Consider the following 22,752-nt stretch of genomic DNA (forward strand, 5'->3'; position numbering starts at 1 on the left):
ACGGGCACTCTCGACGGGTCAGCGCGCCGCGACCGCCACGACGGCGTCGGCCGCGGCGGGCACCTCGTCGTTGACCACGCGGTAGTCGAACTCGTTCTGCGAGGCGAGCTCGACGCGGGCGGTGCGCAGGCGCCGGGCGCGTTCCTCGGCGTCCTCGGTGCCACGGCCGACGAGCCGCTGCACGAGTTCGTCCCAGCTCGGCGGCAGGAGGAAGACGAGCGTCGCCGACGGGTCGGCGGCCCGAACCTGCCGGGCCCCCTGCAGGTCGATCTCGAGCAGCGCTGTTCCCCCGCCGTCGAGAACGCGCTCGATCGGCTCGCGGGGCGTGCCGTAGCGGTGCTTGTTGTGCACGGTCGCGTACTCGAGCAGCGCCCCGGTGGCGATCATGCGATCGAACTCGGCGTCGTCGACGAAGTAGTAGTGCTCGCCGTCGATCTCACCCGGGCGGGGCGGTCGCGTGGTGGCCGAGACCGACAGGTGGATCTCGGGGTAGTTCTCCTTGATGTGCGCGGCGACCGTGCCCTTCCCGACCGCGGTCGGGCCGGCGAGCACGACGAGCCGGCTGCGACCGGCGCGCGGGCCGGGCTCGGGCCAGCGGGAATCGAGGAAGGAGGCGAGGGCGCGGCGCTGGCGGGCGCCGAGGCCGCCGAGGCGCTTGACCGGCGAGATGGAGAGATCGGCGAGGATGCGATCGCGCTTGCCCTCGCCGATCGCCGGAATGGCCGTCAGGAAGTCGGTCACGCGCATGGCGCCGGCCGCCGACTCCGGGTCGGCCAGCGCGCGACGCAGCAGTTCCTGCGGGCTGATCACCCGGGTGGCGACGTCGCGCTTCAGCGCGGCGCGGGCGCGCCGAGCGGCGACGGCGCGACGGGATGCGGCGACCCGGTCGACCTCGGGCGGTCGGGGGGCATCAGCCACGGTCGGCTCCTCGGTACAGGGCGGCGCGCTCGGCGATACGGTCGGCGAGTCGGTCGGGTCCGACGGCGAGGATGCTGCGGCTCTCGTTGGCGATCACGTTCATGGCGACATAGCCGAACAGGCGCGGGATGTCGGCGGGGTCGGCGCCCTGCGCACCGAAGCCCGGCGCGAGGATGGGCGTGCCCGCGAGCGCCATGTCGGTCAGGCCGAACGCCTTGCGGTCGACCGTGGCGCCGACCACGACGCCGATGGAGCCGAGCGCCCCGGGGAGGCCCATGTTCATCGACCCCACGTCGCGGGCGACCCGCTCGGCGACGCGCTGGCCCTCGAGGGGAGCATCGTCGTCGACCAGCGCCTGCTGCACGACCGCGGCCTCGGGGTTGCTGGTCGCGGCGAGGACGAACGCGCCTTTCCGGTGCCGGAGCGCCGTCTTCAGCGTCGTGTCGAGCGAGTCGGGCCCCAGGTAGGGGCTGAGAGTCACCGCGTCCGCCTCCAACGGCGAGCCCGGCTGCAGCCACGCCGAGGCGTAGCCCTCCATGGTCGAGCCGATGTCGCCGCGCTTGGCGTCGGCGATCACGAGGAGGCCGGCGTCGCGGCCGGCGGCCATCACGTCCTCCAGCGCCGCGAAGCCCTTCGAGCCGTACCGCTCGAAGAACGCGACCTGGGGCTTCACGATCCCCACGCGACCGGCGGATGCCTCGACCACGCGGAGTCCGAACTCGCGGATCCCGTCGGCCGACGCAGCCAGTCCCCAGGTCTTCAGCAGCGCCTCGTGGGGGTCGATCCCCACGCAGAGCGCGCCGTGCGCATCGAGCGCCCCGGTGAGTCGCTGGCCGAACGTGGTCACAGTCGTGCGGCCCGGTCGGCGGCGTACTCCTGGAGGCTGCGCACCTCGAAGCCCTCGCCGAGCACTCCGAGAGCGCTCACGGCCGCGCCGAGCACCGCCATCGTCGTGAACAGCGCCTTGTCGGCGGCGACCGCGGCCGCACGGATCTCGTATCCGTCGGCGCGGGCGAGCCCGCCGCTCGGGGTGTTGACGATCATGTCGATCTCGCCCGCGTTGATGAGGTCGACGATGTTCGTCTCTCCCGACTCCTGGGTCGCCGAGTACTTGTTCACCACGCGCACGCGGATGCCGTTGCGCGCGAGGATCTCGGCGGTGCCCTCCGTCGCGATGAGTTCGAACCCGAGCTCCTGCAGGCGATGGGCCGGGAGGATCACCGCGCGCTTGTCGGCGTCGGCGACGGAGATGAAGACGGTTCCCGACAGCGGCATGCCGCCGTAGGCCGCCTCCTGGCTCTTGGCGAACGCGGTCGGGAAGTCTCGGTCGATGCCCATGACCTCGCCGGTCGAGCGCATCTCGGGGCCGAGCACCGAGTCGACGATGTGCCCTTCCTTGGTGCGGAACCGCTTGAAGGGGAGCACGGCCTCCTTGACCGCCACGGGGGCGTCGAGCGGCACGCGCGAGCCGTCGGCGACGGGCAGCAGGCCCTCCGCCTTCAGGTCGGCGATCGACGTGCCCGACATCACGCGCGCCGCAGCCTTGGCCAGGGGGATGCCGAGGGCCTTCGACACGAAGGGCACGGTGCGGCTCGCGCGGGGGTTCGCCTCGATGACGTAGAGCACACCCGCCGAGATCGCGAACTGCACGTTGAGGAGGCCCCGCACGCCTACGCCCTCCGCGATCGCGAGGGTCGCCACCCGCACCCGGTCGATGTCGGAGCGCCCGAGCGAGACCGGCGGCAGGGTGCAGCTGGAGTCGCCGGAGTGGATGCCGGCCTCCTCGAGGTGCTCCATCACGCCGCCGATGTAGAGCTCGGTGCCGTCGTAGAGCGCGTCGACGTCGAGCTCGATCGCGTCGTCGAGGAAGCGGTCGACCAGCAACGGCAGGCCGGGGCCGATGATGGCCTGGTCGGCGACGCGCACGAAGTAGTCGCGCAGGCTCGCAGTGTCGTAGACGATCTCCATACCGCGCCCGCCGAGTACGAAGCTCGGGCGCACGAGCACCGGGTAGCCGATCTCCTCGGCGATCACCACGGCACCGTCGACGTCGATCGCGGTACCGCTGCGCGGAGCGATGAGGCCCGCTTCATCGAGCAGGCGCGAGAAGAGCTCGCGCTCCTCGGCCAGGTCGATGGCCTCGGGCGAGGTGCCGAGGATCGTGTACCCGGCCTCCTCGATGCCCTTCGCCAGGCCGAGCGGCGTCTGGCCGCCGAGTTGGCAGATGACGCCGAGGATCGTGCCCGACGCCGCTTCGGCGTGGAGCACCTCCAGCACGTCCTCGAGCGTGAGCGGCTCGAAGTACAGCCGGTCCGAGGTGTCGTAGTCGGTCGAGACCGTCTCGGGGTTGCAGTTGACCATGATGGTCTCGTACCCGGCGTCCGACAGCGCGAACGAGGCGTGCACGCACGAGTAGTCGAACTCGACGCCCTGGCCGATGCGGTTCGGGCCGGAGCCGATGATGACGACCTTGGTGCGGTCGGACGGGGCGACCTCGGTCTCGGAGTCGTAGCTCGAGTAGTGGTACGGGGTCAGCGCCGGGAACTCTCCCGCGCAGGTGTCGACGGTCTTGTAGACCGGACGGATGCCGAGACCGTGCCGCACTCCGCGCACCTCGGCCTCGTCGTCGCCGCGCAGCTGCCCGATCTGCACGTCGCTGAAACCGTGGTCCTTCGCGAGGCGCAGGGTGTCAGCATCCAGTTCGGCGGCGGTGCGGATCGTCTCGGCGACCTCGTTGATGAGCACGATCTGGTCGAGGAACCACGGGTCGATCGCCGTGGCATCGAAAGCCTGCTCGACCGTCGCGCCCTTGCGCATCGCCTGCTGCAGCACGACGATCCGGCCGTCGGTGGGCGTTCTGGCGACCTCCAGCAGCTCGTCGACCGATCGCGGCTCGTCGCCCCAGTGGAAACTGGATCCGCGCTTCTCGAGTGAGCGGAGCGCCTTCTGCAGGGCGGTCGCGTAGTTGCGTCCGAACGCCATCGCCTCGCCGACCGACTTCATGGTGGTCGTGAGCGTCACGTCGGCGGCCGGGAACTTCTCGAAGTTGAAGCGCGGCACCTTCACCACGACGTAGTCGAGCGTCGGCTCGAAGCTGGCCGGGGTGACCTTCGTGATGTCGTTGGGGATCTCGTCGAGGCGGTATCCGAGTGCGAGCTTCGCGGCGATCTTCGCGATCGGGAAGCCGGTGGCCTTCGACGCCAGGGCCGATGAGCGCGAGACGCGCGGGTTCATCTCGATGACGATGATGCGCCCGGTGGCGGGATCGACGGCGAACTGGATGTTGCATCCGCCGGTGTCCACGCCCACGGCGCGGATGATGTCGATGCTGATGTTGCGGAGCTTCTGGTACTCCCGGTCGGTGAGGGTGAGCGCGGGTGCCACGGTGATCGAGTCGCCCGTGTGCACGCCGACGGGGTCGACGTTCTCGATGGAGCAGACGACGACCGTGTTGTCGGCCGTGTCGCGCATCATCTCGAGCTCGTACTCCTTCCAGCCGAGGATCGACTCCTCCAGGAGCACCTCGGTCGTGGGTGAGTCGTGCAGGCCCGCGCCGCCGATGCGGCGCAGATCGGCCTCGTCGTAGGCGAAGCCCGAACCGAGTCCGCCCATGGTGAACGAGGGCCGCACGACGAGCGGGTAGCCGAGCTTCTCGGCGCCGGCGAGGAGTTCGTCCATCGTGTGGCAGATGACGGATGCGGCGACGTCGGCGCCGGAGGCGAGCACGAGCTCCTTGAAGACCTGGCGGTCCTCGCCCTTGCGGATCGCGTCGACCTTCGCGCCGATGAGCTCGACGCCGTACTTCTCGAGGATGCCGCGGTCGTGCAGGGCCATCGCGGCGTTCAGGGCCGTCTGCCCGCCGAGCGTCGGCAGGATCGCGTCGGGCTTCTCCTTGATCAGGATGGTCTCGATGATCTCGGGCGTGATCGGCTCGATGTAGGTGGCATCGGCGAAATCGGGGTCGGTCATGATCGTGGCCGGGTTCGGGTTCACGAGGATGACGCGCACCCCCTCTTCGCGGAGCACGCGGCAGGCCTGCGTGCCCGAGTAGTCGAACTCGGCCGCCTGGCCGATGACGATCGGGCCGGACCCGATGACGAGGACGGAGCGGATGTCGTCGCGCTTGGGCATCAGTTGTTGTCCTTCGTGTTCGCGGCGATGACCATGTCACGGAACCGATCAAAGAGGTAGTTGGCGTCGTGGGGGCCGGCGGCGGCCTCCGGGTGGTACTGCACGCTGAACGCCGGGATGTCGAGCGCGCGGAGGCCTTCGACGACCTGGTCGTTGAGTCCGACGTGGCTCACCTCCACCCGGCCGTAGCCGTGCGGGCTCTCGAAGTCGCCGTCGAGGGGCGCGTCCACGGCGAATCCGTGGTTGTGCGCGGTGATCTCGACGCGACCGGTGGTCTTGTCGAGCACGGGCTGGTTGATGCCGCGGTGACCGAACGGCAGCTTGTAGGTGCCGAGACCGAGGGCACGGCCGAGCAGCTGGTTGCCGAAGCAGATGCCGAAGAACGGCAGACGGTCGTCCAGCACGGCGCGCAGCAGTTCCACGTGGTCGTCGGATGCTGCGGGGTCGCCCGGTCCGTTCGAGTAGAACACCGCGACCGGATCGATCGCGCGGATGTCGTCGATCGTCGCGCTCTGCGGGAGCACGTGCACGTCGAACCCGCGGGCGGCGAGGTTGACGATCGTCGCCTGCTTGACGCCGAGGTCGAGCACGGCCAGGGCACCGATCCTCTCCCCCGTCGCCTCGGTGACCTCGGCCGCGCTCACCGACACCTCGGCGGAGAGGTTGAGGCCGGTCATCTCGGGTGCCTCGCGGACGATGCGCACCTGCTCCTCGGCATCGATGCTCGCGGCGTCGCCGGAGAAGATCCCGCCGCGCATCGATCCGACGGAACGGATGCGTCGGGTCACCGCGCGGGTGTCGATGCCGCTGATGCCCACGACGCCGTCGGTGTCGAGCGCGACGTCGAGGGTCTCCTCGGAGCGCCAGTTCGACACGACGCGGGAGGGGTCGCGTACGACGTAGCCCGACACCCAGATGCGGCGCGACTCGCGGTCTTCGGCGTTCATGCCGGTGTTGCCGATGTGGGGTGCGGTCTGCAGAACGATCTGTCCGGCGTACGAGGGGTCGGTCAGTGTCTCCTGGTAGCCGGTCATGCCGGTGGCGAAGACGACCTCCCCGAGGGTCGTGCCGACGGCGCCGTAGGCGCGGCCGACGTAGCGTGTGCCGTCTTCGAGGACGAGGACGGCGGACTCCGTGTGGGGCGTGGCGGTCATGCGATTCCTGTCGGGAGGAGCGGGCGGATGGCATCGGCGAGTTGGCGCGCCGATGCCTCCTGCGGGCGGATGTACGAGTCCACGAGGGTGTCGGGCGACACGCGCCACGTGATACGGGTGAGGCCGTCGCGCTCGACCACGCGATCGATGGCGACGGTGGCTTGTGCGGCATCCACGAGACGGTCGGGGGTGATCGTCATACGCGGCGTGCCGGCGAGGTCGAGGGCGATGCCCTTGTCGGTCACCGTGACGTCGGCCCGCGAGCGGAATCCGAGGCCGCGGATCGCCAGGCGCTCGAGCGGCTGTGCGTGGCGGGTGGTTGCGACGTAGAGGGTGGTGAACGTCGACAGGGTCCGGGCGTCGTCGGGGAGCTCGCCGAACGGTGCCGGGTATGCGGCGTCGCGTCGCGCGCGACGCCACCACGACCAGGCGAGGAGGCCCAGACAGACCACGGCGAGCCCGATCATGATCGTCAGGAGCGCTTCGCGGGTCATAGCGAGGCCGCCGGGTCGTCGCGCAGCTCGCCGTCGGCGACGGTGACGCGACCGCGGTGGATCGTCCAGCGAACGTCGCCGGGGAGCTCACGTCCGAGGTACGGCGAGTTCGTGCTGCGCCCGCGCAGATCGGCCGTGCCGAAGGTGCGCGCGGCGCGCGGGTCGTAGAGGGTGATGTTCGCCGGGCTGCCGACCGTCAGGGGCGTGCCGTGGTCGTCGAGGCGGCCGATGCGGGCGGGCATCCGCGACATGACCCGCGCCACGTCGGCCCACGTCAGCATCCCGGTGTCGACGACGGCCTGCTGCACCACACGGAGGGCGCTCTCGAGCCCGACCATTCCGTTCGCCGCCGCTTGCCACTCGCAGGCCTTCGCCTCGGAGGGGTGGGGGGCGTGGTCGGTCGCGACGATGTCGATCGTGCCGTCGGCGAGTCCTTCGCGGACCGCCATCACGTCTTCCTCGCGGCGCAGGGGCGGGTTCACCTTGAACCGGGCGTCGTACCCGCGCACCAGCTCGTCGGTGAGAAGCAGGTGGTGCGGCGTGACCTCGGCGGTGACGGCGACGCCGCGCTTCTTCGCCCAACGGATGATGTCGACCGATCCCGCGGTCGAGAGGTGGCAGACGTGCAGGCGTGAGCCGACGTGCTCGGCGAGAAGCACGTCGCGGGCGATGATCGACTCTTCGGCGACCGCCGGCCACCCGGTGAGTCCGAGTTCGGCCGACACCGAGCCCTCGTTCATCTGTGCGCCCTCGGTGAGCCGTGGGTCCTGGGCGTGCTGCGCGACCACGCCGTCGAATGCTTTGACGTATTCGAGCGCGCGCCGCATGATCAGCGGGTCCCACACGCAGAAGCCGTCGTCGCTAAACACCCGGACGCGGGCGCGGGAGTCGGCCATCGCGCCGAGCTCGGCGAGACGCTCGCCCTTCTGCCCGACCGTGACGGCGCCGATGGGCTGCACGTGGACGTACCCGGCGGCCTCCCCCAGAGCGAGCTCCTGCTCGACGACGCCGGCCGTGTCGGCGACGGGCGAGGTGTTCGGCATGGCGAACACCGCCGTGTATCCCCCGGCCGCCGCGGCGCGCGAGCCGGTGAGGATGGTCTCGGATGCTTCGTATCCGGGCTCGCGCAGGTGGGTGTGGAGGTCGACCAGGCCGGGTAGGGCTACGAGGCCCTCGGCGTCGACGACCGTCGCGCCGGCGCGGGACAGGCCCGTGCCGATCTCGGCGATCACTCCGTCGTCGAGCACGATGTCGGCCGTCGCTGCGCCCTCGATGCTCGCTCCGCGAAGAACCAGGACTCCGGTCATCGTGCGTCCTCCCTGTTAGTCCTTGCGCTGCGGGCATGCCCTGCGCTGCTGGTGTTCTCGGCGCGCTCCCCTGCGAGCAGCAGGTAGAGCACGGCCATCCGCACCGACACACCGTTCGCGACCTGCTCGAGCACCGTCGAGCGAGGCGAATCGGCGGCTTCGGCGGAGATCTCCATACCCCGGTTCATCGGCCCGGGGTGCAGCACAATGCTACCGTCCGGAAGGGCCGCTGCACGCCGCGCGTCCAGCCCCCACCGCCGGGAATACTCCCGTTCAGTGGGGAAATACGCGGCGTTCATGCGCTCCAGCTGAATGCGCAGCATCATCAGTGCGTCGGGGCCTCGGCCGATCGCCTCGTCGAGGTCGTAGACGATCTGCACCGGCCAGGTCGATACATCCTGCGGAACGAGCGTCGGCGGCGCGACGAGGGTCACCGAGGCGCCGAGGGTGTGCAGCAGCCAGACGTTCGAGCGCGCGACCCTCGAGTGGAGCACGTCGCCCACGATCGTTACCGCGAGGCCGTCGAGGTCGCGACCCCGACTGTCGTCGCCGAATGTGCGCTTGCGGATCGTGAAGGCGTCGAGCAGCGCCTGCGTCGGATGCTCGTGGGTTCCGTCGCCCGCGTTGACCACGCCCGCGGTGATCCATCCGCTCGTGGCGAGGGTCTGCGGGGCTCCCGATGCGCCGTGGCGGATCACGACAGCATCCGCCCCCATCGCCTGGAGGGTCTGCGCCGTGTCCTGGAGCGACTCGCCCTTCGACACGCTCGAGCCTTTGGCCGAGAAGTTGATGACGTCGGCCGAGAGTCGCTTGGCGGCTGCCTCGAACGAGATGCGGGTGCGGGTGGAGTCCTCGAAGAACAGGTTGACGACGGTCTTGCCGCGCAGCGTCGGGAGTTTCTTCACTTCGCGCCGTTGCGTGTCGGCCATGTCTTCGGCGACATCGAGGATGCGCAGGGCGTCCTCTCGGGAGAGCGTGCGGGTATCGAGCAGGTTTCTCATGCGCCCGTCACCGCCCCTCGATCGTGACCGCTTCGACGCCGTCGTGCTCGGTCAGGCGCACGTTGACCCGTTCGTCGCGCCCGCTCGGCAGGTTCTTGCCGATGAAGTCGGGACGGATGGGCAGCTCGCGGTGACCGCGGTCGACGAGGATCGCCAGGCGCACGGCCGCGGGGCGACCGATGTCCTGCAGGGCGTCGAGGGCCGAACGGATGCTGCGGCCCGAGAAGAGCACGTCGTCCACCAGCACCACGACCTTGCCGTCGATCCCACCCGGCGGGATCTGGGTCGGCTGCGGGGTGCGGGTGGGGTTGCGGTGCAGGTCGTCGCGATACATGGTCACGTCGAGTGCTCCGACGGGGATCTCCGCGCCGCCGAACTCGCCGACGAGCGCGGCGATGCGATGGGCGAGCGTGACGCCGCGGGTGGGGATGCCGAGGACGACCAGATCGTCGGGGCCCTTGTTGGACTCGAGGATCTCGTGCGAGATCCGAGTCAGTGCGCGGGCGATGTCGGCCTCATGAAGCACGGTGCGCGTGCTCATCCGCCGCTCCCTTCTCCGCCTCTCTGGACGGTGTTAAAGGTTGCTGTGGTGCTCTCTCCAGCCTACCCGGTCCGAGAGCAGTGTTTGGGTGCGCGGACGCTGTGGAAGGACCGGCGTTGCGTTGGTCGGAGGGTCCGGGGTCGGTCCCTGAGCCTGTCGAAGGGTCCGGGATGGGAGCGGGTCGGTCGCGAGCCTTTTGAAGGGTGGCGTGGTCGGTCCCTGAGCCTGTCGAAGGGTCCGGGACGGGAGCGGGTCGGTCCCGAGCCTCTTGAAGGGTGGCTTGGTCGGTCCCTGAGCCTGTCGAAGGGTCGCGGGTCGGTCCCGAGCCTCTCGAAGGGTGGCTTGGTCGGTCCCTGAGCCTGTCGAAGGGTCCGGGGCATTTACCCACAGAGTCTTCTCGCCCACGGAATTCTCCACGGTTCCTCCTCGGTCTCCCCGCGCTCGCGACGAACGGTGGATCCTCGACCTATGCCCTGGATGTACATCGTCCGATGCGCGGACAACTCGTTCTACACCGGCAGCACCGGTCTCGACCTCGACGAGCGCGTATGGCAGCACAACCACGATGACGGGTGGGTTGCCGACTACACACGCAAACGGCGGCCCGTCGAGGTGGTGTACGCCGAGGAATTCGACCGCATCGATGATGCCTTCGCGCGGGAGAAGCAGGTTCAGGGATGGAGCCGGGCGAAGAAGTCCGCGCTCATCGAGCGAAGAGGCGTCGATCTGCCTGCCCTGGCGCGATCGCGGTCCGCGGACGCTTCGACGAGCTCAGCGACCAAGGGGGACGCGGAGGCTTCGGCAAGCTCAGCGACCGAGGGCGGCCGGGGCAGCGACCGAGGCGGGGCGGACTGTTCAGGCGCTCGGGACGGATGCGTCGACGAGGCTCGCGCGGATCGGGTGGCCCTGGGTCGTGAGGCACTTGCCGCTGGTCAGATCCCACTTCCAGTCGTGCAGGCTGCAGGTGAGCACGCCGTCCTCGATCTTGCCGGTCTTCGTCAGGTCGGCGCGCAGGTGCGGGCAACGGCGCTGCACGGTCCAGCCGTCGATCTCGGCGTCCTCGGTCTGGTCGGACTGCTCGGCATACCAGTTCTCGACGTACTCGATGCGATCGCGTGAGAGGCACTTGAGGAACGTCGTGAGGAACTCGTTGAACTTGCCGCTGCGGCCGACCGAGAACTGCATCGACAGGAAGATCGAGTTCGACCAGTCGATCTCGTGGTCGCGGATGTTGGTCGAGACGAGGTCGGCGGGGATCGTGTACCAGTACACGCACTCCTCCCCCGCGTACTCGCGCACCTTGGCCTTCGGGAAGTCCACGACCATGTCGAGCTCGCCGATGCGGAAGCGCACGTTGCCGCCCACGCCGTTGCGGATGGTGCGCGCCCGACGGATGAGGGGCTCCCACCACTCCTTGATCGCGGCGAGCATCTCTGCGGGCGGCAGCACCTCGGCCCGCGAGGCCTCCTCCGCCTGCACCTCGGCCTGGCGGCTGTCGCGCTGCTCGGCGAGGTAGGCCCACTTGTCGGTGAAGATCCGCTCGATCTCCTGGTCGGTGAAGAGCGTCTGAGAGATCTCGACCTCGCTGTGGTGCACGTCGACCTGCGTGCCCGGAACGAACAGGTGGCCCTTCTGCGCCGGGCGCTGCTCGCTCATGTGCGCGAGGAACTGGCTCTGGTCGGTGAAGATCGAGTCGTTCTCGAGCCCCATTCCGTTGTAGCGGAAGAGCTCCTCGCGCAGGAACATCGGCGGACCTGCCATCGGGAACACGTGCTCGGCGTCCACCTTGTCGATGTAGTACATCGCCCGCTTGTTCTGCGCGTCGCGCTTGAGCTGCGCGAAGTTCTGCTTGGCGTCCTGCGGCAGGTCGTAGACCATCGGCCACCAGATGGCGCCCGAGACCTGGGTGAAGTACGCATCGGGCTTGCCGAACGCGAACAGCTTGTCGAGGTCCAGCGGGTGCGAGTCGTTCTGGTTCAGCACGCTGGCGGTGCCGTCGTCGACGCTCAGCGACGAGTCGCCGATCGGACCGTCGCTGGGAGCCCGCAACGGGGTGACCATGAGCTTCAGGTCGCCGAATTCCAGCGGCTCCCCCGCGCGGGTGTAGACGATGTTGTCGTAGCCGAGCGCACGCAGGTCGGACTCGAGGTCGTCGGTCGGATAGTCGGGCAGAAGCACGCGGATGCTGGTGGGCACGAATCTGCGCAACAGCGCCGGGTCGAAGTGGTCGCGGTGGCGGTGCGAGATGTAGAGGAAATCGGCGTTGCCGAAGCGCTCCCAGTCGAGCCCCCGGTTGTCGGGGAACGGGAACCACGAACCGAAGAAGCTCGGACCGATGACAGGGTCGCAGAGGATGCTGCCGCCCGCCGTCTCGATGAACATTCCCGCGTGCCCGAGCCCTGTGATGCGCATGGATACCTCTCGTGTCTGACCGATCGAGTCTACGTCGCCTCGCTGGGCCGGCCCTGGGTCCGCCGAGTCGTGTCAGAGGTCGAGGAGCCCGCGGATGTCGTCGGCGGTGAGCGATTCGGCGAAGAGATCCCCGTCGTCGACCACCGCATCGAAGAGCTCGGACTTGCGCTGCTGCAGCAGGCGCACCTTCTCTTCGATCGTGTCGGACGCCAGCATGCGGTAGACGAACACGTGGCGGTCCTGCCCGATGCGGTGAGCGCGGTCGATCGCCTGCGCCTCGGCGGCGGGGTTCCACCACGGGTCGAGCAGGAACACGTAGTCGGCCTCGGTCAGGGTCAGACCGAAACCGCCGGCCTTGAGGCTGATGAGGAAGACCGGAGCCTCACCCGAGCGGAATCCCTCCACCACCTCCCCGCGCCGCAGCGTCGACCCGTCGAGATGCGCATACGCGATGCCCGCGGCGTCGAGGCGCTCGGCCGCCAGCGCCAGGAACGACGTGAACTGGCTGAAGACCAGCGCACGGTGCCCTTCGGCGATCACCTCGGTCAGACGCGTGAGCAGCGCGTCGAGCTTGCTCGACCCGATGGGCGCGTGGCGCTCGTCGATCAGCGCGGGATGCAGACTCAGCATCCGCAGCAGCGTCAGCGAACGGAAGACGATGAAGCGATGCCGGTCGAGATCGTCGAGCAGCCCGAGCACCTTCTGCCGCTCTCGGTGCAGCACCGTGTCGTAGAGCGCCCTGTGCTCGGGCGACAGATCGATGTGCAGATCCTGTTCCTGCTTCGGCGGCAGATCGGGGGCGACAAGCTGCTTGGTGCGCCGCAGCATCAGCGGACGGATGCGGCGACGCAGGCGCGCGAGACGTTCAGCGCCGTGCGCGCTCGCCGAGGGGTCGTCGCGGCGGGCGTTCTCGATCGGGAGGACGTACTCGTCGCGGAAGCGCCGAGCCGACGGGAAGAGTCCCGGTGCGGTGAGCGAGAACAGCGCCCACAGATCGCCCAGTCCGTTCTCGATCGGGGTTCCTGTGAGCGCGATCGTCATATCAGCCGTGAGGTTCTGGACGGCACGATGGACCGAGGTCTGGGGGTTCTTCACGAACTGGGCCTCGTCGAGGATGACTCCGGCCCATGGCTGCTGCGTGAAGGACGCCTCATCGAGCCGGAGGATCGCGTAAGACGTGACGACGACGTCGGCGCCTGACGCGGCATCCGTCACGGTCTTGCCCGTCTTGGCCGCGGTGGCCACGATCGTGCGCACACGGAGGTGAGGTGCGAAGCGCGCGGCCTCCTCGCGCCATGTCGCGAGTACCGATGTCGGGGCGACGACGAGGAACGCGCGCTGCTCCCCCCGCTCTCGCGTGTGCTGCAGCAGGGCGAGCACCTGGAGCGTCTTGCCGAGTCCCATGTCGTCGGCGAGGATGCCGCCGAGCCGGTGGCGCCAGAGGAAGGCCAGCCAGTCGAAGCCTCGCTTCTGGTAGGCACGCAGTTCTGCCCGGATGCCGTCGGGAAGCTTCGTCTCCTCGACGCCGTCGGTGGACGCGAGCCCGCGCACGAGCTGTCGCCACGCCTGGGCGGGCTCCGCCTGGTCGGCGAGGTCTTCGAAGTCCGACCACAGCGCGGTCTGGTGACGATGGATGCGTTCGCCGGTCTCCCACTCGTCGAGCGCGGCGGCCTCGTCGAGCAGCTCCTTGAGCCGTGTCAGCGACGGATGGGCGAGCGAGAAGTATGCGCCGTCCGACAACCTCATGCGTCGCCGCCCCCTCGCGAGAGCGGTGAGCAGGGGTGCCAGCGGCACCCACCGGCCCTCGATGGTGACGATCACGCCGAGGTCGAACCAGTCGGGGTCGTCGGTGGGCACCGTGGTGACCGAGACCTCCGGGGCGCCCGTGAGTTCACGCACCGACGGTCGCACGCCCGTGACCTCCACGCGCATATCGTCGAGCTGCTGCAGGGCGGGCACGACCTGCGTGGAGAATTCGCCCGCGTCGGCGCCGCGCAGCGTGCTCGCCGCCGCGAAGGGAAGATCGGATGCGCCGGTCCAGGCGAGCGTCACCGCCGCGGCCTGCTCCGCCTCGGCCGCCGCGTCGCGCTCGGGGTGCTCGTCCGCGGGATACGGGAAGGGCGCGAGCCCCGGGTAGACCCACTCGAGCGCGTACGTCACGGCATCTTCGTCGAACGCCGCAGTGAGGCGCAGGCTCGGCCGCGGCGCAGGCGGCGGATCGAGCCCGCCGGTCGGCGTCACCCTCGTGCGGCGGGCGAGACGGGGGTAGGCATCGCGCACGAACTCCACCGCCTCGTGGGCGGGCACCTCGACGCCTTCGGGGGCGCCCAGGAGGGCGGTCATGGTGTCGTCGAGAACAGCGGGGGCGATCGTGATCCCGATGACCTCGGTGTCGAGTGTGAAACAGAAGACCGCGCTCGTGCCGAGCGGTCGCACGCGAGAGACCTCGGTGACGATGCCGTCGACGACGACGCGTGCGGCGACGCGCAGCGTGCCGCCGCTCTCGGGTCCGACCAGCACATCGACCGACGCCGCGTCGGCCAGGGCGATCGACTGCTGGGGGTGCGTCGTCACCAGCGCGACCCCGGCGCGTTGGGCGGCGCGCAGGTGCATCCAGAGGAGCGACGATGACGCCGGTCCGAGGGGCACCCATTCCGACACCGACGAGAATGCGCCCACCGCGGAGGAGGGGCGCGCGATGGCGAAGAGCTCGGTGAACCATCGCACGGCCTCGGGAGCGAAGCGCGACGTCGAGCGCCGCACGTCGTCCCAGGCGGCGTCCTTCTTCACCCAGCCGCCCCGCGCCCCGCGCGTGAGGGGCCGTATCGCGAGCTGGAGCTCGTCCTGCCGCCGGGCGAGCGCGCGAGGGGTCACCGCGTCGATGCTGCGCGGATCCCAGCGACGCGGGTCGTGCGGCTCGCGCTGGCGCAGCTCGACCCCGAGGGCCAGCGGGGCGGGCACCGAGGTCGCGGCGGTCGCGACGAGGTCACGCCACGACAGCGGCGATGCGTCATCGTGACGCGGTCGATCGGAGGGCGCGTTCACGCGGAGATCCTCTCAGGGCCCTCCGACAGGCCGGCCGTGGAGCGCGAGTCTCAGCCCGCGCGGGAGATGCGGCCGAGAACGCCGTGGACGAACGAGCCCGACTCCTCGGTCGAGAATTCCTTCGCGAGCTCGACCGCCTCGTCGATGGCCACCGCGGCGGGGACCTCGTCGTTGAAGAGCACCTCCCACGTGCCGATCCGCAGGAGGGCGCGGTCGACGGCGGGCATGCGCGCGAGCGACCAGTCCTTCGCGAACGTCACGATCTGTTCGTCGATCTCGTCGCCGTGGTCGATGATCCCGTCGACGATGTCTCGCGCGTACAGCCAGGACGACTCGCGGGCGGGCTCGTTCGCGGCGCGCTTCGCTTCGGCGGCCAGGATGACGGGCAGTTCTTCACCGCGGACGTCGGACTGGAACAGGATGTCGAGGGCGCGCTTGCGGGCCTTCGTGCGTGCACTCATCGTGAGGGCGCGTCAGCTGACGCGGCCGAGGTAGTCGCCCGTACGGGTGTCGACCTTGACCTTCGTGTTGTTCTCGACAAACAGCGGCACCTGGATCTCGTGACCGGTCTCGAGGGTGGCCGGCTTCGTGCCCGCCGACGAGCGGTCGCCCTGCAGGCCGGGTTCGGTGTAGGTGATCTCGAGCACCACGGACGCGGGGAGCTCGACGTAGAGCGGGTTGCCGTTGTTGGTCGCGAGGGTGACCTGCTGGTTCTCGAGCAGGTAGTTGGCCGCGTCGCCGACGATCGTGGCGGGCACCGTGATCTGGTCGTAGTCGTCGGTGTTCATGAAGACGAAGCCTTCACCGTCGTTGTACAGGTAGGTGAAGTCCTGGCGGTCGACGTTCTCGATGTCGATCTTCGCGCCGGCGTTATAGGTGCGGTCGACGACCTTGCCGGTCATGATGCTCTTCATCTTCGTGCGGACGAATGCGCCGCCCTTGCCCGGCTTGACGTGCTGGAACTCCACCACGCTCCAGAGCTGCCCGTCGATGTTGAGGACGACGCCGTTCTTGATATCTGCGGTGGAAGCCATGGCTGAGGGGAGTCCGTTCGTAAGAGGGTCTGCGGGCGGTGCGCTCGTCGGAGCGCGGCCCGAGGGTCGATTCTACGGGATCGAGGACGCAGCGCTACGGACGCCCGTGTTCAGGACTGCATGCCCGGCCGGCCGCCGCCACCCCCTCGTGCGGTGAGCCTGTCTGCGATGGGGTGGACGGATGACCTCCGACGCACTCGAATCCACCGCCGTCCTGTTCGACATCGACGGAACCCTCGTGGACTCCAACTATCTCCATGTCGAGGCGTGGGACCGGGCGTTCGTCGCGGTCGGACACCCCCATCGACGTGTGGCGGATCCACCGCGCTATCGGAATGGACTCCGCTGACCTGCTCGCCCACGCGCTCGGTGACGACGCCGACCGCCTCGGCGAGCAGGCGAAAGAGCACCACAATCGGGTGTACCTGAGCATGACCGGGCGACTGCGCGCCATTCAGGGGGCACGGGAGTTGCTCGCCGAACTGTCGTCGCGTGGCGCCCGGGTGGTGCTCGCCACGTCGGCGCCGCAGCGCGAACTCGACGTGCTCCTCGATCTGCTGGATGTCGCCCCTTCGGTCGACGCCGTCACGTCGGCGGAGGACGTCGAGACCGCCAAACCCGCCCCCGACATCATCGAGGTCGCTCTGCAGCGCGCGGGCGTGCCGGCGGATCGAGCCGTCATGGTGGGGGACGCGGTGTGGGACGTCGTCGCAGCGCAGCGCGCCGGCGTGGCGTGCATCGGGCTCCTCAGCGGCGGGTACGGGCGCGAAGAGCTTCTCGAGGCCGGTGCGCTCGTCGTCTACGACGATGCGGCAGACCTGCTGTCCCAGCTCGACGGGAGCCCGATCAGCCCTCGGCTCGCCCGGTGACGACGTCGCAGAGCAGGGTGACGGCGCGGGCGTACCCCGCGACGCCCTCGCCGATCACGTGCACGACGGCGACGTCGGCGACGTAGGAGTGGTGGCGGAACGGCTCGCGGGCGCGGACGTCGGAGATGTGCACCTCGGCCACGGGGAGGTCCACGCCCGACAGGGCATCGCGCAGCACGACGGAGGTGTGCGTGAGCCCGCCCGGGTTGATGACGATGCCCGCGCAGTCCTCGCGGGCCGCGTGGATCGCGTCGATCAGCACGCCCTCGTGGTTGCTCTGCACGGCACGCACCTCGAAGCCCCGCGTGCGGGCGGTGTCGGCGGTGAGACGCTCGACGTCGGCGAGCGTCTCGGTGCCGTAGATGGCGGGCTCGCGGGTGCCCAGCAGATTGAGGTTCGGGCCGTTCACCAAGAGGAGTCGTCGAGGGGTGGTCACCGGGGCAACATATCAGCGAGCGTGTCGACGGGTGCGGGCGCAGGTGCCGAGGTCAGGATGCGGTCGGCTCTGCTGTAGACGTTGAGGGACTGCCCGCGCGAGAACCCGACGAGCGTGATCCCGCGTGCCTCCGCGAGGTCGACGGCGAGCGACGAGGGCGCGGAGACCGCCGCGAGAACCGGGATCCCCGCCATCGCAGCCTTCTGCACGAGTTCGAAGCTCGCGCGGCCGGAGACCTGCAGCACGGTGCCCCGCAGCGGCAGGCGATCGTGGAGGGCGGCCCACCCGACGACCTTGTCGACGGCGTTGTGACGACCCACGTCCTCGCGCAGGACGAGCAGATCGCCTGTCACGGCGTCGAACAGACCCGCGGCGTGCAGTCCGCCGGTCTTGTCGAAGACCGCCTGCTGGGCGCGCAGGAGGTCGGGCAGCGATGCGAGCAGAGGAAGCTCCACCGTCGCCGGGTCGCTGGAGACGTCGTAGCTCGACACCGTCTCGACGGCGTCGATCGAGGCCTTCCCGCAGACCCCGCAGGAACTCGTCGTGTAGAACGAGCGGGCGAGGTCGGGTGAGGGCGGGTGCACACCCGGGGCGAGGGTGACGTCGAGCACGTTGTAGGTGTTCTCCACCCCTCCGGTACCGGGACCGCCGCAGTGGATGGCGCCGGAGAACTCGTCGCCACGAGAGATCACGGCCTCGGAGACGAGGAACCCCGCCGCGAGCTCGACGTCGTGGCCGGGCGTGCGCATCGTGACGGCGAGCGGCGTGCCGCCGATGCGGATCTCGAGGGGCTCCTCCACGGCGAGCGTGTCGGGGCGGCGGCGCTCCTGCCCGTCCACGCGCAGCGTGAGGATCGGCTTGCGCACGGTGATGCGTCCCATTTGCGCCTCCATCGGCTCTTTCCCCCAGCCTAGAACGCACCGAGGGTCCGCGGCCGGTCGTGCGGTCGATACGCTGGCGGGATGGTCATGCGCACTGTTGCGGAGCACCGGGCGCAGGTGCTCGGTGCGGTGCGGCGGGTGCCGGCGACCGAGGTGCCGCTTGCCGTCGCTGCCGGCCGCACGCTCGTCGCCGACGTCGTTACCGCGCTCGACCTGCCGCTGTGGGACAACGCGGCGATGGACGGCTTCGCCGTCCGCTTCGCCGACGTGCACGCCGCCTCGCCCGACCTGCCGGTCTCTCTGCGCGTCGTCGCCGACGTGCCGGCGGGTTCGGACGCCGACCCGCCGCTGCGCGCGGGCGAGGCCGCTCGGATCATGACGGGGGCACCGGTGCCGACCGCCGCTGACACGGTCGTGCCCTTCGAAGCCACGCGCTCGGGCCTCGCGGACTCCCTGAGCGGCACGACCGTCGTCACGGCGCCCCGCGCTCGCGGCGCGCACGTTCGCAGACGCGCCGACGACATCGCCGCGGGTGATGTCGTCCTTCCGGCCGGTGAACGTCTCGGTGCCTGGCAGATGGGTGCGGCGGCGGCCGCCGGCGTCTCGGCCGTGCGCGTCACGCGCGCTCCGAGGGTCGCGGTCGTGTCGACCGGTGACGAACTGAGACCGCTGGGATCGGCTCTGCGCAGAGGACAGATCCCCGAGTCCAACGCCACCCTCCTCGCAAACCTCGTGGCGGAGGCCGACGCCGACGTCGTGCTCCGCGAAAGCGTCGGCGACGAAGCCGGAGCCTTCCTGGCCGTGCTCGATCGCGCCCGTGCGGCGGGCGCGGATGTCGTCGTGACCTCCGGAGGCGTCAGTGCTGGAGCGTTCGAGGTCGTCAAGATCGCGCTCGACGGCGCGGATTCGATCCGGTTCGTGTCGGTCGCGATGCAACCCGGCCGCCCTCAGGCGTTCGGCACGCTCCCCGGGGGCGCGCTCTTCTTCGGGCTCCCGGGCAACCCGGTCGGCGTCGCCGTCTCGTTCGAGCTGTTCGTCCGGCCCGCGCTCCTCCGGTTGCAGGGGCGCGCCGGCCTCGATCGCCCGATGCTGCGGCTCCCCGCAGCATCCGGATGGCGCACTCCCCCGGCACGGCGCCAGTACGTGCCCGTGCGGGTGATCCGAGACGATCCAGCGCAGTGGACCGTCTCCACGGTCGTCGCGGAGGGCTCCGGCGCGCACCGCGCGGGCGCCCTCGGGCGCGCCGACGCCTACGCGGTCGTCGAGCCCGGGTCGCCCGATGTCGCGCCCGGCGACCTCGTCGACGTGATGCTGCTGTCATGACGGGGATGGCCGCGATCGTTCTCGCCGGTGGCCGCGGAAGTCGCATGGGCGGCATCGCCAAGCCCCTCCTGCAGCTGGGCGGCTCGACCCTCCTGGGGCGAGCCGTGGATGCGGCGCGCGCGGCGGGCTGCGACGCGATCGTGGTCGTCGGTCCGCCCGTCGAGGGCGTGTCCGGTGTGCGGTGGGCGCGCGAGGATCCGCCGTTCGGCGGACCGGTCTCGGCGCTCGCGGCCGCGCTGGAGCTCGTCACTGCCGACTGGGTGCTGGTGCTGCCGGCCGACCTCGTCTCGCCGCGGGACGCGGCGCGCGCTCTGACGGGTGCGGGTCGCGACGGCGACGGCGTCTGCCTCGTGGACGACCAGGGGCGCGAGCAGTGGCTCACGGGCATTTACCGCACCGCAGCGCTGGGCGAGCGGCTCGCGACGTTCGTCGACGGCGTCGAGGGGCTTCCGGCGCGCCGGATGGTGCACGGGCTGCGCGTGGGTCGCATCGAGGCCGGAGCGGCGGCAGCGGCCGACGTGGATACGTGGGATCATCTGCGCGAGGCTCGGCGACGCGTCGCAGCCGGAACGGAGACCACCATGGCCGACTCGTCCTCCCGCACCCTCCCGCCCGAGGCGCTCGATGCCTGGGGCGCGGTGCTCCGCGACCGCTTCGACCTCTCCGAGGACGACCTGCCGATCTCGCTGATCCTCGATCTCGCCCGAGACGTCGCGAACGGTGTCGCACGCCCGGCCGCCCCATTCAGTGCGTACGTGGCAGGGCTGGTCGCCGGTCGCGCGGGTGGCTCGCCGGAGCAGGTCCGTGCGGCGGTGGCCGAGATCACCCGGCTCGCCGCCGAGCACGGCGACGAGTGACCCTCAGACCGTGCGGCGCTCGATGCGAACGATGACCGACTTGGACGTCGGTGTGCCGCTCGTGTCGGCGACCGAGTCGAGGGGCACGAGCACGTTCGTCTCGGGGTAGTACGCGGCGGCGTTCCCCCGGGGCGTGTCGTAGGCGATCACGCGGAACGCCTCGGCCCGACGCTCCTCGACGGCGCCGTCGCGTGCGGTCCACTCCGACACGAGATCGACGATCTCACCGTCGGAGAGTCCCTGCTCGGCGATGTCGTCGCGGTTCACGAAGACGACGCGGCGTCCGCCATGGACGCCTCGATAGCGGTCGTCCTTGCCGTAGATCGTGGTGTTGTACTGGTCGTGAGACCGCAGGGTCTGCAGCAGCACGCGCCCCTCGGGGATCACCGGATACTCCAGCGCGTTCGCCGTGAAGTGGGCGAGGCCGTCGGGTGTCGCGAACGTGCGGTCGTCGCGGGGCCCGTTGGGAAGGACGAACGTGCGCCCCTTGGCGATGCGCGACTCGTAGTCGGCGAAGCCCGGCACGACGCGGGAGATGTGATCCCGGATGAGGGTGTAGTCGTTCTCGAGACGCCGCCAGTCGGCGCGGGGCACATTGGGCGAATCGGCGCGGTCGCCGAAGACGAGATCGCAGATCCGCGCGAGGATAGCGGGCTCCGACAGCAGGTCGTCCGCCGGGGGGCGTAGGCGTCCGCGCGAGCCGTGCACGGCGCTCATGGAGTCCTCGACGGTGACGCGCTGTTCTCCGGTGCCCCGGACGTCGCGGTCGGTGCGCCCGAGGGTGGGGATGATGAGAGCCCGCTTGCCGGTCACCGCGTGGGAGCGGTTGAGCTTGGTCGAGACCTGCACCGTCAGATCGACCGAGCGCATGGCCGCTTCCGTCACGAGGGTGTCGGGTGTCGCGCTGACGAAGTTGCCGCCCATCGCCATGAACACACGGGCTTTGCCGTCGCGCATCGCCCGGATCGCCTCGACGGTGTCGTAGCCGTGCTCACGCGGGGCGTAGAAGTCGAACTCCTCGTCGAGCGAGGCGAGGAAGCCCTCGTGCGGCTTCTCGTAGATGCCCATCGTGCGGTCGCCCTGCACGTTGGAATGTCCTCGCACGGGACACAGCCCGGCGCCGGCACGCCCGAGGTTGCCCTGCATCAGAAGGAGGTTGACCACGTCGCGGAGGGTGGGAACGGAGTGTTTGTGCTGGGTGAGCCCCATCGCCCAGCAGACGATGGTCGACGTCGAGCCGCGCACGATCTCGGCGATGCGGCGGAGCTCCTTCTCGTCGATCCCGGTCGCGGTCTCGAACTCGCCCCACGATGCACTCGCCATCGCGCGTTCGAAGTCGTCGAATCCGCTCGTGTGGCGCTCGATGAACGGACGGTCGAGCACCCCGCCGCGCTCCCCCTCCACCTCGAAGAGGTGCTTGGCGATCGCCTGGAACAGAGCCTGGTCTCCGCCGAGGCGGATCTGCACGAACTCGTCGGCGAGCTTCGTGCCGCCCAGCAGCACCCCGCGTGGGGTCTGCGGGTTCTCGAAGCGCATGAGCCCCGCCTCGGGCAGCGGGTTCACCGCGATGATCGTGGCGCCGTTCTGCTTCGCCTTCTCGAGCGCGCTGAGCATCCGTGGGTGGTTCGTGCCGGGGTTCTGGCCGGCCACGATGAGCAGGTCGGCGCGGTGGATGTCGTCGAGGGAGACGGTCCCCTTGCCGATACCGATCGTCTCCACGAGCGCAGAACCGCTGGACTCATGGCACATGTTCGAGCAGTCGGGCAGGTTGTTGGTGCCGGTCCCGCGCACCAGGAGCTGGTAGAGGAATGCCGCCTCGTTGGACGTGCGCCCCGAGGTGTAGAAGATCGCCTCGTTCGGATCGTCGAGCTCGCGCAGGGCGTCAGCGACAGTCTGCAGCGCGTCGTCCCATGAGATGGGACGGTAGTGCGACGCGCCCTCGTCGAGGTACATCGGCTCGGTGAGTCGTCCCTGCTGCCCGAGCCACCAGTCGTCGTGCTCGTTGAGCTCGGCCACGGAGTGCTTCGCGAAGAACGCGGCGTCGACGCGTCTGACCGTCGCCTCCTCGGCGACCGCCTTCGCGCCGTTCTCGCAGAACTCGGCGATGTGGCGCTTATCCTCCTCCGGCCAGGCGCAGCCGGGGCAGTCGAACCCGTCCTTCTGATTGACGCGGAGAAGCGTCTGCGCCGAGCGCGTGACGCCCATCTGGTCGACCGAGATCTTCAGGGCATGGAGGACGGCCGGGACTCCGACGGCTACCTTCTTGCGGGAGCCGACGGTGACGTCGGATTCGTCGATGTCGTGTGCGGGGGGCTTCGTCGCCATGCCCTGAGCTTACCTACGTCCAGA

General features: G+C 69.9%; 18 protein-coding genes and 2 pseudogenes. 5 read left to right on the top strand and 15 right to left on the bottom strand.

Features of this window, described 5'->3' with window-relative positions; translation table 11 throughout:
• Positions 1-18 precede the first annotated feature (18 nt).
• The 8 genes and pseudogenes from gmk to pyrR form a co-directional block, all read right to left on the bottom strand.
• Entirely contained in the window at positions 19-918 is a 900-nt protein-coding gene (gmk, locus tag ABTU82_RS00170) for a guanylate kinase (RefSeq protein WP_407170865.1), read from the bottom strand.
• Positions 911-1,765 carry an orotidine-5'-phosphate decarboxylase gene (pyrF, locus tag ABTU82_RS00175; RefSeq protein ID WP_116646614.1) on the bottom strand — a complete coding sequence of 285 codons (855 nt, stop codon included), beginning with the start codon at positions 1,763-1,765 and terminating at the stop codon, positions 911-913. Before pyrF ends, gmk begins: the two co-directional genes overlap by 8 nt.
• Positions 1,762-5,049, bottom strand: a complete 3,288-nt coding sequence (gene carB / locus ABTU82_RS00180; protein WP_407170869.1) for a carbamoyl-phosphate synthase large subunit — start codon at positions 5,047-5,049, stop codon at positions 1,762-1,764. The genes pyrF and carB overlap by 4 nt, the downstream gene beginning before the upstream one ends.
• Complete coding sequence (gene carA / locus ABTU82_RS00185) at positions 5,049-6,203, bottom strand: glutamine-hydrolyzing carbamoyl-phosphate synthase small subunit (protein ID WP_407170871.1); 1,155 nt, start codon at positions 6,201-6,203, stop codon at positions 5,049-5,051. Before carA ends, carB begins: the two co-directional genes overlap by 1 nt.
• A complete protein-coding gene (locus ABTU82_RS00190) occupies positions 6,200-6,697 on the bottom strand; it encodes a PH-like domain-containing protein (protein WP_116646611.1) in 498 nt (165 codons plus the stop codon). Before ABTU82_RS00190 ends, carA begins: the two co-directional genes overlap by 4 nt.
• Entirely contained in the window at positions 6,694-8,004 is a 1,311-nt protein-coding gene (locus ABTU82_RS00195) for a dihydroorotase (protein ID WP_116646610.1), read from the bottom strand. The genes ABTU82_RS00190 and ABTU82_RS00195 overlap by 4 nt, the downstream gene beginning before the upstream one ends.
• Positions 8,001-9,005, bottom strand: coding sequence for an aspartate carbamoyltransferase catalytic subunit (locus ABTU82_RS00200; protein ID WP_407170875.1), 1,005 nt, complete (start codon positions 9,003-9,005; stop codon positions 8,001-8,003). The genes ABTU82_RS00195 and ABTU82_RS00200 overlap by 4 nt, the downstream gene beginning before the upstream one ends.
• Positions 9,006-9,012: 7 nt before the next feature.
• A pseudogene (gene pyrR, locus ABTU82_RS00205) lies at positions 9,013-9,549 on the bottom strand (bifunctional pyr operon transcriptional regulator/uracil phosphoribosyltransferase PyrR); the annotation flags it as partial.
• 474 nt (positions 9,550-10,023) lie between these two features.
• Here pyrR and ABTU82_RS00210 point away from each other — a divergent pair.
• Positions 10,024-10,230 (top strand): annotated as a pseudogene (locus tag ABTU82_RS00210) (GIY-YIG nuclease family protein); the annotation flags it as partial.
• A gap of 171 nt (positions 10,231-10,401) precedes the next feature.
• On the opposite strand, the gene ABTU82_RS00215 reads toward ABTU82_RS00210, so the two are convergent.
• From ABTU82_RS00215 to efp, 4 genes are all read right to left on the bottom strand, one after another.
• Positions 10,402-11,958 (bottom strand): Rieske 2Fe-2S domain-containing protein, encoded by a 1,557-nt coding sequence (locus ABTU82_RS00215; protein ID WP_407170877.1) that lies wholly within the window; start codon positions 11,956-11,958, stop codon positions 10,402-10,404.
• Positions 11,959-12,030: 72 nt separating this feature from the next.
• Positions 12,031-15,003, bottom strand: a complete 2,973-nt coding sequence (locus tag ABTU82_RS00220; RefSeq protein WP_407170878.1) for a DEAD/DEAH box helicase — start codon at positions 15,001-15,003, stop codon at positions 12,031-12,033.
• Positions 15,004-15,053: 50 nt separating this feature from the next.
• Positions 15,054-15,464, bottom strand: a complete 411-nt coding sequence (gene nusB, locus ABTU82_RS00225; RefSeq protein WP_116646606.1) for a transcription antitermination factor NusB — start codon at positions 15,462-15,464, stop codon at positions 15,054-15,056.
• 12 nt (positions 15,465-15,476) lie between these two features.
• Positions 15,477-16,037: an elongation factor P gene (efp, locus tag ABTU82_RS00230; protein WP_116646605.1), complete on the bottom strand. Its 561-nt coding sequence runs from the start codon at positions 16,035-16,037 to the stop codon at positions 15,477-15,479.
• Positions 16,038-16,218: 181 nt separating this feature from the next.
• Here efp and ABTU82_RS00235 point away from each other — a divergent pair, with 181 nt between their 5' ends.
• Complete coding sequence (locus ABTU82_RS00235; protein WP_407170881.1) at positions 16,219-16,386, top strand: HAD family hydrolase; 168 nt, start codon at positions 16,219-16,221, stop codon at positions 16,384-16,386.
• Positions 16,373-16,906 carry an HAD family hydrolase gene (locus tag ABTU82_RS00240; protein ID WP_407170884.1) on the top strand — a complete coding sequence of 178 codons (534 nt, stop codon included), beginning with the start codon at positions 16,373-16,375 and terminating at the stop codon, positions 16,904-16,906. The genes ABTU82_RS00235 and ABTU82_RS00240 overlap by 14 nt, the downstream gene beginning before the upstream one ends.
• On the opposite strand, the gene ABTU82_RS00245 is transcribed toward ABTU82_RS00240, so the two are convergent.
• Positions 16,884-17,342, bottom strand: coding sequence for a type II 3-dehydroquinate dehydratase (locus tag ABTU82_RS00245; protein WP_407170886.1), 459 nt, complete (start codon positions 17,340-17,342; stop codon positions 16,884-16,886). The two genes, ABTU82_RS00240 and ABTU82_RS00245, sit on opposite strands and share 23 nt — an antisense overlap.
• Positions 17,339-18,223 (bottom strand): formate dehydrogenase accessory sulfurtransferase FdhD, encoded by an 885-nt coding sequence (gene fdhD, locus ABTU82_RS00250; protein WP_407170887.1) that lies wholly within the window; start codon positions 18,221-18,223, stop codon positions 17,339-17,341. Before fdhD ends, ABTU82_RS00245 begins: the two co-directional genes overlap by 4 nt.
• A gap of 87 nt (positions 18,224-18,310) precedes the next feature.
• Between fdhD and ABTU82_RS00255 the strand changes: the two genes are divergently transcribed.
• Complete coding sequence (locus ABTU82_RS00255) at positions 18,311-19,546, top strand: molybdopterin molybdotransferase MoeA (protein WP_407173263.1); 1,236 nt, start codon at positions 18,311-18,313, stop codon at positions 19,544-19,546.
• On the top strand, positions 19,543-20,403 hold the full coding sequence (locus ABTU82_RS00260; protein ID WP_407170889.1) for an NTP transferase domain-containing protein: 861 nt from the start codon (positions 19,543-19,545) through the stop codon (positions 20,401-20,403). The genes ABTU82_RS00255 and ABTU82_RS00260 overlap by 4 nt, the downstream gene beginning before the upstream one ends.
• Before the next feature lie 3 nt (positions 20,404-20,406).
• Here the strand turns inward: ABTU82_RS00260 and ABTU82_RS00265 are convergent, their stop codons facing one another.
• On the bottom strand, positions 20,407-22,728 hold the full coding sequence (locus ABTU82_RS00265; protein ID WP_407170890.1) for an FdhF/YdeP family oxidoreductase: 2,322 nt from the start codon (positions 22,726-22,728) through the stop codon (positions 20,407-20,409).
• Positions 22,729-22,752: the final 24 nt, after the last annotated feature.

This window comes from Microbacterium deferens (assembly GCF_045517775.1).
In the GTDB taxonomy this organism is placed as follows: Bacteria; Actinomycetota; Actinomycetes; order Actinomycetales; family Microbacteriaceae; genus Microbacterium.